We start from the raw sequence: 12,953 nt of genomic DNA on the forward strand, positions 1-12,953 counted from the left end.
GAACAGCGTCGTGACGACGGCCGCCATCAGGCTCAGCAATGCCGTGCGGATGGCCAGCTCGAGCTGCGTCCGCTGGTTCTCGAGGTAGGCGATCTCGCGGTCGCCGGCGACCATCGCGAGCCGGGGCACGGTGCGGATTGCCTCGATCCCGTACGGCCGGCCGACCCGCGACTCGTACGAGCGCAGCACGTTCCCGAGGCGAGTGGGCAGGATCTGCGATGGCCGCTCGGGATAGTTCGCCGCGGCCCGGTTGTGCGCGAACAGCCGCACGGCTTCGGCCACCGTTCCCGGCGGCGCGTCGTCGTCGGCCAGGCGCTCGGCGTCGAGTCGCCGGGCGGCCGCGGAGGCCTCGCCACGGTGCGCGGCCAGCGCACGCCGATGGTGCATGATCCGCATGGTGGCCAGCTGCCGGGCGAGCGGCCGGCTGCCCCAGTAACCCTCGAACAGGCGGATGAGCTCGACCTGCAACGGGTTGAGCGCGAGCGACAGCACGAGTGCGGCGAGCCCGACCACGACCAGTTGCGCCGGGTCGAAGTCGACGACCGGCGACCAGCGCACCGGACCGCTCCAGGCGCCGGTGCGGATCAGCACGTAGACGTACGCGAAGAAGACCGTCGACGGCAGTGCGCTGACGACCGAGAAATACCGTCCCACGCGGCCGGCACCGCCACCGACCGCGCCCATGACATCGGTGCTCACCCGTTCCCCCGCTCAGTTCGTGCGGCCGCACACCTGGCAGTGCCACATCCGATCCGCCGCGGTCACGAATCCCACCCGGCAATGCCGGCATTCGCCTTTCCGCTGACGATAGCGATGGCCACTCGGACACCACCAGCGCGAATCGACGTAGGTGCCGATGCCCGCACACATCGGACAGAGCAGCCCGTGGGCCGTGTGTCCCGCCGCGCAGCCCCAGTTGGCGAAGTCGGTGCTCGCCAGCAGGGCGGTGCAGCCCGGTGCCGCGCAGGCGGTGTAGAGGAAGACGACCCGCGGGTCCTCGGTACAGACGCCACCGCGGCCGGAGTCGACCTCGAAGGCCGCGTGGGCGGGCCGGCCTTGATGCTCGGGCGCCAGACAGTAGATCCGGCCGGGAATCTCGTCCAGGCCCCCGGGCGGGGTGTGTCCCGGCCCGACACGCAGGCCGGCGAGCCACCACACGCGCAGCAGCGTGACGAGACCAACGGCACGGGGCCGACGACCCGACCGGTTCACGGTGCCCTCCATGGCCGACAACCGGAGGGTAAGGCGAGGACGGGCATGAGCACATCGGCCGGGCGGGACGGAGTTGGCCGCGGGGCCGGCCGTCATCGTTGACGGCCGGTCCCGCGGCCGGTCCTACAGGATGCCTCGGTCGCGGAACGCGGCGCGGACCTTCGCGGCCGCGTGCGGACCGTAGAGCGCCAGCGCGGTCAGGACGGTGCGCTGGGCGGCCTGCGGCATGGTGATCTCGGGGTTGAAGAAGAACTGGGCCTCGAGGATCACCCGGTTGGCGGCGGTGCGGCCGAGGGCGCCGTTGACGTTCCACAGCGCGTGCGACCAGATCTCGCCGTCGTCGTGGACCTCGCCGTCGAGGTCGCCGGGGTAGCGCTTCGGGCCGTCGGTGCGCCGCAGGCAGTGCGGGGTGTCGACGGTGTACGACGTCGAGTCCCAGTCCATCACGCACGGCCACGGGGTGACCTTCGTGTTCGGGCTGGTCGCCTGGGACATGGTGACGGCCCAGTAGTCGCCGAAGCCCTCGCCGATCGCGCCGGCCTCCTCCGACTCGCCGAAGCCGGGCACCTGGTCGTCCTGGATCGCGTGGCCGTACTCGTGCCAGATCACCTCGTTGTCCTCGGCGTCGTCGACGCCGCCGGTGCCGAAGGTGATCGCGTCCACGCTCGGGTCGTAGTACGAGTTGTCGTCGGTGTAGCCGGTCGTGCTGTAGTCCTGCGGCTCGCTGTTGACGTGCCGGAACCCGAGCCGGTGGATGTACTCCTGGGCCGAGGTGATGCTGTAGTACGCCATCACCTGCTCGAACCCGTCCTGCGAGCGGTTGTAGAGGTAGACCCGGTGCTTCGAGGTCACCGCGTTCTCACTGATGTTGTTGGCGTACCGGCCCTGCAGGGTCGCCTTGCCCCGATCGAGCTGCGTCAGCCGTACGGTGCGATAGGCCCTGGTGAATTGCGGCCCGTCGGCGTTGTCGTTGTCGGTCAGCGACTCGTTCTGCAGCCGGACCACCGGGTTGGGATCGAAGACCCGGCCGGTGCCGTCGGACTGCTGGGCGGTGTTCTCCTCGTGCAGCACCGCGCCCGAGCCCGCGTCGACCAGGGTGCGATAGGTGCCGCGTTCGGTCGGCGTCAAGGTCATCCAGGCCAGCTTGGCGTGCGCTCCCGGCATGATCACCAGGGCCGCGTTCGCGGGCTGCTCGCCGAGCCGTCCGGCCACCGACGACTTCGCGCGCTGCGAGGTCAGGCCGGCGGTCGCGGAGGCGAGCCCGGTCACCGCCTTGCGGCCGTCGTCGACGCTGCGGACGCCGTGCGAGGTGTGCGTGGCGTAATAGCCGCCGAAGACCGGGATTCCCCGATAGGTCTGTTGGTACCAAATGTGCGTGCCGAGCAAGGACTGGCGCGTCTGGACCAGCTTGAGATCGCCCGGCACCGACGGCGCGGCCTGGGCGGCGCTTCCGCCGGCGATCACGAGACCCATCGTGACCAGCGGCGCGAACACGCGAATGGTTCTCTTCAAGGACACCCCCCACGTAGTTCCTCAGAGGGGGGCGAGCCTAGTCAACATCACGAGCGATGGAAATACGTAAATGATCTAGGAACCGCCGAAGGTCAACGTCAAGGGCCGTTTCCCGTACGCGGAAATGCGGACGTTCCGCCGATATCGCCGGCTCGTCCGCCCGGTTGCGAGCAGCACCCGCAGCAGGGTCGTTGAGACTCCGCCGCGCGATGGCGGGGTCGGACACCACCCAGTCCGTCTCGTTCAGGTCGCCTGCACAACTCGGTCCCGTGCAGGTCGCCTTCTCAACCCCGTCCCATGCAGGGCGCCTGCACAACCCCGTCCCGTTCAGGTCGCCAACTCAACCCCACCCCGTTCACTGGGTGGGCACAACTTAGCGGCCGGCTACGACAATTTCGGCGGGCTGTCCACAGCCGCGGTGCGGCCGGAGCGCCAGGCGGCAGGCCGGGTAGAGCGGCGGGCCGGATAGGGCGGCGGGCCGGATAGGGCGGCGGGAATGCGGCAGACGGCGGGGCGGCCGGATCGGCACCCGGCGGGCGGCGGGGCAGGCAGCGGGCGGCGCGGTCGAGCAGGCAGCGGACGGCGGCGCGGTCGAGCAGGCAGCGGGCGGGCAGGCGGCGGGCGGCGGATCAGGCGGCCCAGCGGTCCGGTCGGTCAGGCAGCGCGGCAGGACGGCCGGAATGCGGCGGGCGGCGGATCAAGCGGCAGCACGGCCGGACGGGCGGGCGGAGGGGCGGGCGGATCGGCGATAACGGCGAATCGGACCCAGCCCGGCCAATCCGCGGCCTCACGACCTCTCGGGCGCGGCGTGCTTGCGGAGGCGGATGGTGACGGCGGCGCCCCGGCCCGCGTCGCTGTCGATGGTCAGGGTGCCGCCGTGGGCGTCGACGATTGCCTTGACGATGCTCAGGCCCAGGCCGGCGCCCTGGATTTCGTGGCGTTCGGCGGCGGCCGTGCGGCGGAACGGGGTCAGCACCCGCTCCTGGTCGGCCGGGCTGATGCCGATGCCGGTGTCGCGTACCTCCAGCAGGGTCTCGTCGCCCACCGTGGCCGCACGCACGCGGATCTCGCCGTGCGGGGTGAACTTCACCGCGTTCAGCACCAGCCGTTCGAGCGCCTGCGCGAGACGCTGTTCGTCGGCGTGCGCCCGCACCGGCCCGGCCGCGTCGGTCCACAGGCGCAGGCCCCGGCCGGCGGCGAGCACCTCGTTGCGGGCCACGGCGGACCGGGCCAGCGCGGCGAGGTCGATCGCCGTTCGGTGCAGCACCAGCGCGGTCTGGCCGGCCTGCGCGGCCAGCAGCATGTCGTCGACCAGGGCCATCAGGCGGTCGGAGTTGCGGCGGATGCGGACCAGGAACTCCCGGCCGTCGTCGGGCGCCACCTCGGCGTCGCCGAGCACCTCGAGGTAACCGTTGATCGAGGTCAGCGGGGTGCGCAGCTCGTGGGTGACGCGGGAGATGAACTCGTCCTTGATCCGGTCGGCGTCGCGCAGCCGCTCGTTGGCCCGGTCCAGCCCGCGGGCGTACTGGCGCAGCTCGAGCTGGGCCATCACGTGCTTGGCCAGCGTGCGCAGGCCGGCGCACTCGGCCGGGGTGAGCAGCCGGGGCTCGTAGTCGACCACGCACAGGCTGCCCAGCGGCTCGCCGTCGGAGGTGACCAGGGGCGCGCCGGCGTAGAAGCGGAGGTACGGCTCGCCGGTCACCAGCGGGTTGTTGCGGAAGCGCGGGTCGAGCCGGGCGTCGGGCACCTGCATGACCTCGGCGCCGCGCATCGCGTGGGCGCAGAACGAGTGCTCGCGGGCGATGTCGCAGCCGTCGAACCCGATCGTGGACTTGAGCCACTGCCGGTCGGTGGTGACCAGGCTGATCGCGGCGCTGGGGGTGCGGCACAGCTGGGCGGCCAGCAGCGCGATGTCGTCGAAGTCGGCCTCGGGCGCGGTCCCCAGCACCTCGTAGCGGTGCAGGGCGGCGAGCCGCCGATGCTCCAAAACCGAGATGTCTGACATGCGAAAAACGCCCCCTCCGTACGCACGGTACTACCCGGGCCGAACGCCCCGCCGGACTCAACCCGATCGCACCCCGCCGGCCCTCACACCGGCCCGCTCCCGGCCGAACTACCACCCGGAACGCGAATGAGAGGACCCGAAACGCAGATGGCCGTAATCGTTGCCGCCGAGGACGACGCCGACGTCGCCGACATGCTCGTCACCACCCTCAGCCGCGCCGGCCACACGGTGCACCTGGCCGGCACCGGCCCCCGCGCCCTGCACATGGTCGCCCGGTTCCACCCCGACCTGGTCATCCTCGACCACGCGATGCCCGGCATGACCGGCCTCAGCGTCGCCCGCCGCCTGCGCGCCGACGCCGAGACGGCGGGCATGCCGCTGATGATGCTGACCCCCGCCGCCCCCGACGACGCCCGCGACGTCTTCGACCAGGTGCTGCGGAAGCCGGTCCCGCTGCGCCGGGTGGCCGACGCCGCCGGCGACCTGCTCTCGGTGAGCCGCCCGCCCGCGCTCAAGGGCCGCCCGCTGACCGACCCCGCCCGGTTGTCGGCGGTGGCGGCGCTGCTCGGCGATGCCGACCCGGTGGACGAGCTCGATCTGGCGATCCTGATCGCCAACGTCGCGGAGACCATCGGCGTACGCGCGGCGGCCGCCAAGCTGGTGCTGAACGACGCCGTCCTGACCCTCGCGTCGGTCGGCCTGCCCGACGTGGTCGTCGAGGCCGGTGGCATGCCGGTCGAGTGGACCCCGTCCGGCATCGCGGCCGGCGCCGACCGTCCCGTGGTCTCGAACGACCTGGTGGCCGACCCCGTCTTCCGCGACATCGCGATCGCGACGATCTGCGGCTTCCGCTCGTACGCGAGCGTCCCACTGCACGACCGGGACGGCTTCGTGGTCGGCGCCCTCGCCGCGATGGACGCCGAGCCGGGCCGCCTGCCCGGCGACGTGGCCGACGTGCTGGCCGCGACCGCACCGGCCGTGATGAGTGTGGTGGACCGCCGCCGCGACCAAAGCCGGCACGACTAAAGCCGCCGCGACCAAAGCCGGCACGACCAAAGCCGCCGCGACCAAAGCCGGCACGACCAAAGCCGCCGCGACTAAGGCCGGCGCGACCAAAGCCGAAGGCAAAAGCCGCTAATTGCCCCGGCGGTGCTCGAAGATGAGGTGCGTCTCGGTGCCCGCCACCAGGTGGGTGCCGCTCAGTCGCTCGGTGATGATGGAGCGCAGGTCTTCCACGTCGGCCGTGGCCACGTGCAGCAGGAAGTCGTACGAGCCGGACACGAAATAGACGTCGCGCACCGCGGGGATCCCGGCCAGCGACTCGGCGAACTTGCCGATCGCGTCGCGGGCGTCGGAGCGGATGCGGACGGCGATCATCGCCTGGATCGGGCGGCCGATCCAGGACGGGTCGACGTCGGCGTGGAAGCCGCGGATCGCGCCGAGCTCGCGCAGCCGGCGGATGCGGGTCAGGCACGTCGACGGGGCGATGCCGACCCGCTCGGCGAGCGCGTTGTTGGGCATGCGGCCGTCGACCTCGAGCAGCGCGAGCAGCTCCAGATCGGTGTTGTCGAGCCCTCGAAGATCCTTCGCCTGATCCGGCATCAGCGGTGCTCGATTCGCATTTTGTTCTGCCTCCACCACGCGTACAGAATCATCTGCGGCAATATTGCGCGAATACTGCACATCGTTCCACCCTATCGGCACAACGACAACGACGTCCGAGAGGAAGCCCCAGATGATCGTCGGTGTGCCGACCGAGGTCAAGAACCACGAGTACCGGGTGGCCATCACCCCGGCGGGCGTGGCCGAGTTCGTTCGCCGCGGGCACCAGGTGCTCATCCAGGCCGGCGCCGGCACGGGCTCCGCGATCACCGACGACGACTACGCCACCGCGGGCGCCCGCATCGTGCCGGACGCCGACAGCGTGTGGGCGCGGGCCGACCTGCTGCTCAAGGTCAAGGAGCCGATCGCCGTCGAGTACCACCGGCTGCGCGCCGGGCAGGTCGTCTTCACCTACCTGCACCTCGCCGCCGACGCCGAGGGCACCAAGGCGCTGCTCAACTCCGGGACGACCGCCATCGCGTACGAGACGGTTCAGCTGGCCGATGGCTCGCTGCCGCTGCTCGCCCCGATGTCCGAGGTCGCCGGCCGCCTCGCGCCGCAGGTCGGCGCGTACTCGCTGATGCGCAACAGCGGCGGTCGTGGCGTGCTCCCCGGCGGGGTTCCGGGAGTCAGCCCGGCGAAGATCACCGTGATCGGCGGCGGCGTCTCCGGCGTCAACGCGGCGACCATCGCGCTCGGCATGGGCGCCGACGTCACCGTGCTCGACCTGAGCATCGGCCGGCTGCGGCAGATCGACGCCCAGTTCGGCGGCCGGGTCAAGACGCTGGTCTCCAGCTCCTACGCGATCGAGCAGTCGGTGCTCGAGGCCGACATGGTGATCGGCGCGGTGCTGGTGCCCGGCGCGAAGGCCCCGAAGCTGGTCTCGAACGACCTGGTGAAGCGGATGAAGCCGGGCGCGGTGCTGGTCGACATCGCGATCGACCAGGGCGGCTGCTTCGAGGACTCGCACGCGACCACGCACGAGGACCCGATCTACCGGGTGCACGACGCGGTCTTCTACTGCGTGGCGAACATGCCGGGGGCGGTGCCGAACACGTCCACCAACGCGCTCACGAACGCCACCCTCCCGTACGCGCTCAAGCTTGCCGATCTTGGTTGGGAGCAGGCGCTCAAGCAGGACCCCGCGCTCGCGAAGGGTCTCAACATCCACGCCGGCCGGCTCACCAATGCCGAGGTCGGCGAGGCGCTGGGCCTCCCCGCGGTGGAGATCGCCGAAGTTCTCTGAGAGACGGGTGAGGCCGCCGAGGCGGCCTCACCCTTATCAGTTCAGAGATAGTACGAAATCTGCGACAAATCGGCGGGCGACAACCGGTCGGTGCTGGTGTTCCGGTGGTGCCAGAACGGATACCGCAGCGGCGAGCTACTGACGTCATCCAGAGCCGCGACCTCGTCGGCCGACAGCTCGAGCGAGGCCGCCGCCAGGTTGTCCCGCAACTGCGAAGCCGTCCGGGCGCCGACGATCACCGACGTGATCCCCGGCTTCTGGGCGATGTACGCGAGCGACACCCGCGCCGCCGACACCCCGTGCGACTCGCCGATCTTCACCGCCACCTCGATGGTGTCGTACAGCTTGTCCTCGTCGTGGATCGGCGGCTCGGACCACTCGGTCAGGTGCCGGCTGCCGGCCGGCGCGTCGACGCCGCGGCGGTACTTGCCGGAGAGCAGCCCGCCCGCGATCGGGCTCCACACCAGGATGCCCACGCCCTGGTCGAGACAGGCCGGCACGATCTCGGCCTCGATGTCCCGCGACTGCAGCGAGTAGTAGAGCTGGTTGCTGGCGAACCGCTCCAGCTGCCGCTGGTCGGCGACTCCCAGCGCCTTCATCATGTGCCAGGCCGCGTAGTTCGAGCAGCCCACGTAGCGCACCTTGCCGCTGCGGACCAGGTCGTCCAGCGCCGTCAGCGTCTCCTCGAGCGGCGTGTGCCCGTCCCACTCGTGCACCTGGTAGAGGTCGATGTAGTCGGTGCCGAGCCGGCGCAGGCTCGCCTCGCAGCCACGGATGATGTGGTGCCGGGAGAGCCCCGCGTCGTTCGGCCCCTCGCCCATCGGCATGCGCACCTTGGTGGCGATCAGCCACTCCTCGCGGGTGTCGCCCAGCGCCTCGCCCAGGATCTCCTCGGACAGGCCCCCCGAGTAGACGTCCGCGGTGTCGATCATGTTGACGCCGAACTCGCGAGCGATCGCGATCTCCTCGCGGGCCCCGTCCACGTCGATCTTGCCGACCGGGGTGGCCCAGCCGGTGCCGCCGAAGCCCATGGTGCCCAGGGTGAACGCCGAGACCCGGAGGCCGGTCCGCCCAAGCTGCCGGTATTGCATGTCATCGCCCTCTCTGCGCATCGCGGTGGAAACCGCAAAACCAGCCTTTACCCGGCCGCGCCGCTTGTCCACCGAATGGGTGGGGTACTCGGCTGTGATGACGGTCCCCGCGATCCTCGCGACATTGCTCGGCATCACCACCGTCGTCGCCCCCGGCGCTCCCGGCTCCGACGAGCAATACCTCCCGGCCGACAAGGCCGGCCTCGTCACCTCGCACACCACCACCAGCCACGTCTGGGCCACCGTCCAGAAGGAGGGCGGCCTCGGCGAGATCTACTACCCGACCATCGGCGGGCCCTCGGCGCGCGCCCTGCGGTTCGTGATCGCCGACGGTCACGGGCACGCGGTCCTGGCCAACACCGGGCACGTGCGCACCGAGCAGACCGACGCGCGCAGCCTCAGCTTCCGGCAGACCTTCACCGGCGACGGGTGGCGGCTGACCGCCTCCTACGTCACCGATCCGCGACGGGACACGGTGATGGTCGCACTGCGTCTCGACGGGCGCGGTCACGCCCTGTACGCGATCTACGATCCGGCGCTCGGCAACTCACGCGGCGGTGACGCCGGCTCGACCCAGGGCGATCGGCTGGTGGCGACCGACGGCGACGTCTCCAGCGCGCTCGTCGCCGCACCGCCGATCCGGGCCGCCTCGAGCGGGTTCGCCGGGGTCAGCGACGGGCTCACCGACCTGCTCGCCGACGGGCGCATGGACTGGCACTACTCCTCGGCGCCGGCCGGCAACCTCGTGCAGACCGCCGCGCTCGCGCCCCGCACGACGCTCGCGCTGGGCTTCGGCACGGCGCCGAGCGGCGCGATCTCGGCGGCGACGACCTCTCTGCGGGGCGGTTTCGGGCCGGTTTCGGCGCTTTACGCGTACGGGTGGAAGCAGTATCTCGCCGGTTTGAGGCGGCCGCCACGGACCGTCTCCCCCCGGCTCTACGACGTGTCGGCGATGGTGCTCGCGGCGAGCGAGGACAAGATCCATCCCGGTGCGTACGTGGCGGCGCCCGCCTCGCCGTGGGCGTTCGGCCGTGACGATCCCTCCGCGCCCTACCACCTGGTGTGGTCGCGTGACCTCTACCAGATCGCCACGGCGCTGATCGCCGCCGGCGACACGGCCGGGGCCAACCGCGCGCTCGACTTCCTGTTCGGCGCCCAGCAGAAGCCGGACGGATCGTTCCCGCAGAACTCCCAGGTCGACGGTTCCCCGGTCTGGGGCGGGCTGCAGCTCGACGAGGTGGCGCTGCCGATCGTGCTCGCCCACCAGCTCGGCCGGGCCGACACCTGGCCGCACGTCAAGCGGGCCGCCGACTTCCTGGTCGGCTTCACCCAGGACGGGTTCGCCGCGCCCTGGACGCCGCAGGAGCGCTGGGAGAACCAGTCCGGCTACTCGCCGGCGACGATCGCCGCCGAGATCGCCGGGCTGGTGTGCGCCGCGTCCCTCGCCCACGCCGCCGGGGCGGACGCCGACGCCGGCCGCTACCTCGCCGTGGCCGACGCATGGCAGTCGAAGGTGAAGTCCTGGACCGTGACGAGCACCGGCCCGTACGCGCCGAAGCCGTATTTCCTCCGGCTCACCAAGGACGGAAAGCCCGACGCCGGAACCACCTACACGATCGGCGACAGCGGGCCGGCCGACGTCGACCAGCGGGCCGTGGTCGACCCCAGCTTCCTCGAGCTGGTGCGGCTCGGCGTGCTGCCGGCCGGCGACCCGGACGTGCGCAACACGCTCGCCGTCGTCGACCGGCAGCTCGGCGTCTCCACCCCGAACGGCTTCTTCTGGCACCGGGCCTCGTTCGACGGGTACGGCGAGAAGGCCGACGGGAGCGCCTGGGACTACGGGCTGCCCGACGGGTCGCTGATCACGCACGGCCGGGCCTGGCCGCTGCTCAACGGGGAGCGCGGCGAGTATCTGCTCGCGGCCGGTTCCGCCGCCGGGGCCCGCGCCCAGCTCGCCACGATGGCGCGCGCCGCCGGGCCCGGCGGCATGATGCCCGAGCAGGTCTGGGACCAGGCGCCGCCGGCCTTCGCGCCGGGCACGCCGACCTATTCGGCGACGCCGCTCGCCTGGACGCACGCCCAGTTCATCCGGCTCGCCTGGAACGTCCAGGCCGGACGGATCCTCGAGCAGCCGGCCGTGGTGGCCGACCGCTACCTGCGCTAGAGCCGCCGGCGCCCGGCTCAGAGCCGCCCGGGCCGGCGGCTAGATCCGCCCGCGCCGCCCGCGCCGGGCCCCCGCCGGCGCGGGCACCGGGCTGGTCAGGCGGTCCGGCCAGGTGAACGTCACCTTGCCGGTCGCCTCGAACTCGGCGGCCAGCTCGGCCAGCAGGCGCACGGCCTCGTCGACGTCGTCGGCGCTCCACGGGAACGGGTCGGTGCTGAAGATGCCCCAGCTGCGCCGGGCCCGGTCGAGGGCGCCGGCCTCGTCCTTCTCGACCGCGTCGTGGACCACGCCGGCCAGCACCTCGGCCACGCCGAGTGCCTGTTTGTTGGCCGCGAGCAGGCGTTTGCTGCGCTCGCTCGCGTCGTGCCGGGGCCGGCCCTCGACGACCCGCATGTTGTCGAAGACGCCGCCGCCCGCGATCGACCCGAACACGCCGCCGTCCATGCCCAGCTGCCGCTCGGTGACCGCGTGCGCGAGGTCGTGCGGCACCCGGTACTTACGGTCGTAGCCCGGCAGTTCGAGCACCACACCGTCGACCCGCCGGATGGTCGCCAGGGTGGACCCGCTCAACGCCCGTACGAAGGTGATGTGCATCAAGGCATGGTCGCTCCGACCACACCGCTCTGACCAGCGATTTAGTTCCGGTTCTCCAGGATCTGCCGGAGACGGCCCAGGTCGGCGGCCACGGCGGCGGCATCCCGCGCGAAGTCGGCGTCGGACACTCCGGGCATGCGGCGCACCGTGAACACGATCTCGCTGCCCTCGCCGTAGGGCACCACCCGCAGCGGGTTGCTGAACTTCTCCCCGGTCGGCAGCTCCACCTCGTGATCGAGCACCCCGAACTCGTTGACCGGCGCGAACGTCACCTTGACCCGGCCCATCGGGCTGTCGACGAACCACTCGCCGTCCACCTGCTCGACGCGGTGGCCCAGCCCCGGCGCCCAGTCGGTGATGTGCGGCGGCTGTACCACGTACGCATAGACGTCGGTCGCCGCACAGTCGATGCGTTCGGCCACATGAGCAGAGTCGGAAGCCATGTCCCGATCTTCGCACGGCTTGACTATGCAGGTCGTCATACATACCGTCGTGGCATGCCGATGATCGACGTTTACGCCCCCGCGGGCACGTTTGCCGACGAGCACGCCCTCGCGGTCTCTCTCGCCACCGCCGTCATGCGGATCGAACAGGTCCCCGACATCGCGATGTTCCGCACGAACACCGCCGCGTTCATCCACACCCCGTCCGCGTTCGCCAACGTCAACGGCGATGCCGATCACGTACGCGTCCAGGTCCTCACCAACGCCGGAGCGCTCGACCGGCCGAAGCAGCTGGCCGTCGTCGCCGAGCTGACCAGACTGATCGCCGAGGCGGCCGGGGACGAGTCGCTGAAGGACCGCACCTGGGTGCTGCTGACCGAGGCCGTGCCCGGGGGCTGGGGCCTGACCGGCCACGCCCACACGAACGAGGAACTGGTGGCGGCCGCCCGGGCCGAGCTCGCCCGCTAGCCCGCGTTCCCGGCCGCGCGAACCCGGGCCAGCAGATAGCCGGCGACCGCGTCGAACGGTTCCATCGACCGTTCGGCGCGGGCCAGCACGACGGCGCCCTCGCTCGCCGCCACCAGGGTCGCCGCGAAGGCCTCGGCGTCCGGCAGGCCACCCACCACGAAGAGGTCGGTCAGCCGGGCCCGCCACGCCCGGAACACCCGGCCGGCGCCGTCGATCAGCTCGTCGGAGCGCGTCGCGACGGTGACGGCGAGAACCGCGCAGCCCGCCGTCCGGTCGGTGCGTTCGAGCAGCAGCCGCCAGAGGCCGAGGAAGGTCTCCGCCACCCGCTCCGGCGACTGCCCCGCGAGCCCGTCGAGAACCCCGATCGCCCGCGCCCCCGCCGCCTCGACCGCGGCCGCCACCAGCTGGTCCTTGCCACCCGGGAAGTGGTGGTAGATCGACCCGCGCGGCGCGCCCGTCAGCTGCAGCACCTCGGCGAACGAGGTCGCCTGAAGCCCCTGCTGAGCGAGCAGCCGCACCGCTCCGTCGATCATCCGGTCCCGCACGCCCTCGGCCAAGGCAGCCCCTTCCGCTATGCCGGTCACCATAGTGAGTCGCCCGGCACCGCCGCCAAGGC

The 12,953-nt window shown here is 71.7% G+C and carries 13 protein-coding genes; 5 read left to right on the forward strand and 8 right to left on the reverse strand.

The window, feature by feature from the left end; genetic code table 11:
* Positions 1-451 precede the first annotated feature (451 nt).
* Positions 452-595, forward strand: a complete 144-nt coding sequence (locus ACZ6TB_RS02855; RefSeq protein ID WP_465549859.1) for a hypothetical protein — start codon at positions 452-454, stop codon at positions 593-595.
* A gap of 116 nt (positions 596-711) precedes the next feature.
* On the opposite strand, the gene ACZ6TB_RS02860 is transcribed toward ACZ6TB_RS02855, so the two are convergent.
* From ACZ6TB_RS02860 to ACZ6TB_RS02870, 3 genes are all read right to left on the reverse strand, one after another.
* Entirely contained in the window at positions 712-1,224 is a 513-nt protein-coding gene (locus tag ACZ6TB_RS02860) for a hypothetical protein (RefSeq protein WP_465549860.1), read from the reverse strand.
* 111 nt (positions 1,225-1,335) lie between these two features.
* Positions 1,336-2,724 carry a M36 family metallopeptidase gene (locus tag ACZ6TB_RS02865; RefSeq protein ID WP_465549862.1) on the reverse strand — a complete coding sequence of 463 codons (1,389 nt, stop codon included), beginning with the start codon at positions 2,722-2,724 and terminating at the stop codon, positions 1,336-1,338.
* 787 nt (positions 2,725-3,511) lie between these two features.
* Positions 3,512-4,729 (reverse strand): GAF domain-containing sensor histidine kinase, encoded by a 1,218-nt coding sequence (locus ACZ6TB_RS02870; RefSeq protein ID WP_465549864.1) that lies wholly within the window; start codon positions 4,727-4,729, stop codon positions 3,512-3,514.
* A gap of 147 nt (positions 4,730-4,876) precedes the next feature.
* Here ACZ6TB_RS02870 and ACZ6TB_RS02875 point away from each other — a divergent pair, with 147 nt between their 5' ends.
* The gene (locus tag ACZ6TB_RS02875; protein ID WP_465549866.1) at positions 4,877-5,755 is read left to right on the forward strand and encodes a response regulator; all 879 of its coding nucleotides are present in this window, start codon (positions 4,877-4,879) and stop codon (positions 5,753-5,755) included.
* A gap of 108 nt (positions 5,756-5,863) precedes the next feature.
* Here ACZ6TB_RS02875 and ACZ6TB_RS02880 read toward each other — a convergent pair whose 3' ends face one another.
* Complete coding sequence (locus tag ACZ6TB_RS02880; protein WP_465549868.1) at positions 5,864-6,331, reverse strand: Lrp/AsnC family transcriptional regulator; 468 nt, start codon at positions 6,329-6,331, stop codon at positions 5,864-5,866.
* Between the two features lie 133 nt (positions 6,332-6,464).
* Between ACZ6TB_RS02880 and ald the strand changes: the two genes are divergently transcribed.
* The gene (gene ald / locus ACZ6TB_RS02885; protein ID WP_465549871.1) at positions 6,465-7,577 is read left to right on the forward strand and encodes an alanine dehydrogenase; all 1,113 of its coding nucleotides are present in this window, start codon (positions 6,465-6,467) and stop codon (positions 7,575-7,577) included.
* A gap of 41 nt (positions 7,578-7,618) precedes the next feature.
* Here ald and ACZ6TB_RS02890 read toward each other — a convergent pair whose 3' ends face one another.
* Entirely contained in the window at positions 7,619-8,668 is a 1,050-nt protein-coding gene (locus tag ACZ6TB_RS02890; protein ID WP_465549873.1) for an aldo/keto reductase, read from the reverse strand.
* Between the two features lie 97 nt (positions 8,669-8,765).
* Between ACZ6TB_RS02890 and ACZ6TB_RS02895 the strand changes: the two genes are divergently transcribed.
* On the forward strand, positions 8,766-10,832 hold the full coding sequence (locus ACZ6TB_RS02895) for a glycoside hydrolase family 15 protein (protein WP_465549875.1): 2,067 nt from the start codon (positions 8,766-8,768) through the stop codon (positions 10,830-10,832).
* A 39-nt stretch (positions 10,833-10,871) separates the two neighbouring features.
* On the opposite strand, the gene ACZ6TB_RS02900 is transcribed toward ACZ6TB_RS02895, so the two are convergent.
* Both ACZ6TB_RS02900 and ACZ6TB_RS02905 read right to left on the reverse strand, forming a co-directional pair.
* A complete protein-coding gene (locus ACZ6TB_RS02900) occupies positions 10,872-11,426 on the reverse strand; it encodes a hypothetical protein (RefSeq protein ID WP_465549877.1) in 555 nt (184 codons plus the stop codon).
* Between the two features lie 41 nt (positions 11,427-11,467).
* Positions 11,468-11,869, reverse strand: a complete 402-nt coding sequence (locus ACZ6TB_RS02905; RefSeq protein ID WP_465549879.1) for an SRPBCC family protein — start codon at positions 11,867-11,869, stop codon at positions 11,468-11,470.
* A 54-nt stretch (positions 11,870-11,923) separates the two neighbouring features.
* Between ACZ6TB_RS02905 and ACZ6TB_RS02910 the strand changes: the two genes are divergently transcribed.
* Positions 11,924-12,337 (forward strand): tautomerase family protein, encoded by a 414-nt coding sequence (locus ACZ6TB_RS02910; protein WP_465549881.1) that lies wholly within the window; start codon positions 11,924-11,926, stop codon positions 12,335-12,337.
* Here the strand turns inward: ACZ6TB_RS02910 and ACZ6TB_RS02915 are convergent.
* Positions 12,334-12,894, reverse strand: coding sequence for a TetR/AcrR family transcriptional regulator (locus ACZ6TB_RS02915; RefSeq protein WP_465549883.1), 561 nt, complete (start codon positions 12,892-12,894; stop codon positions 12,334-12,336). The genes ACZ6TB_RS02910 and ACZ6TB_RS02915 overlap by 4 nt on opposite strands.
* Positions 12,895-12,953: the final 59 nt, after the last annotated feature.

This window comes from Actinoplanes sp. NPDC051537, assembly GCF_055586105.1.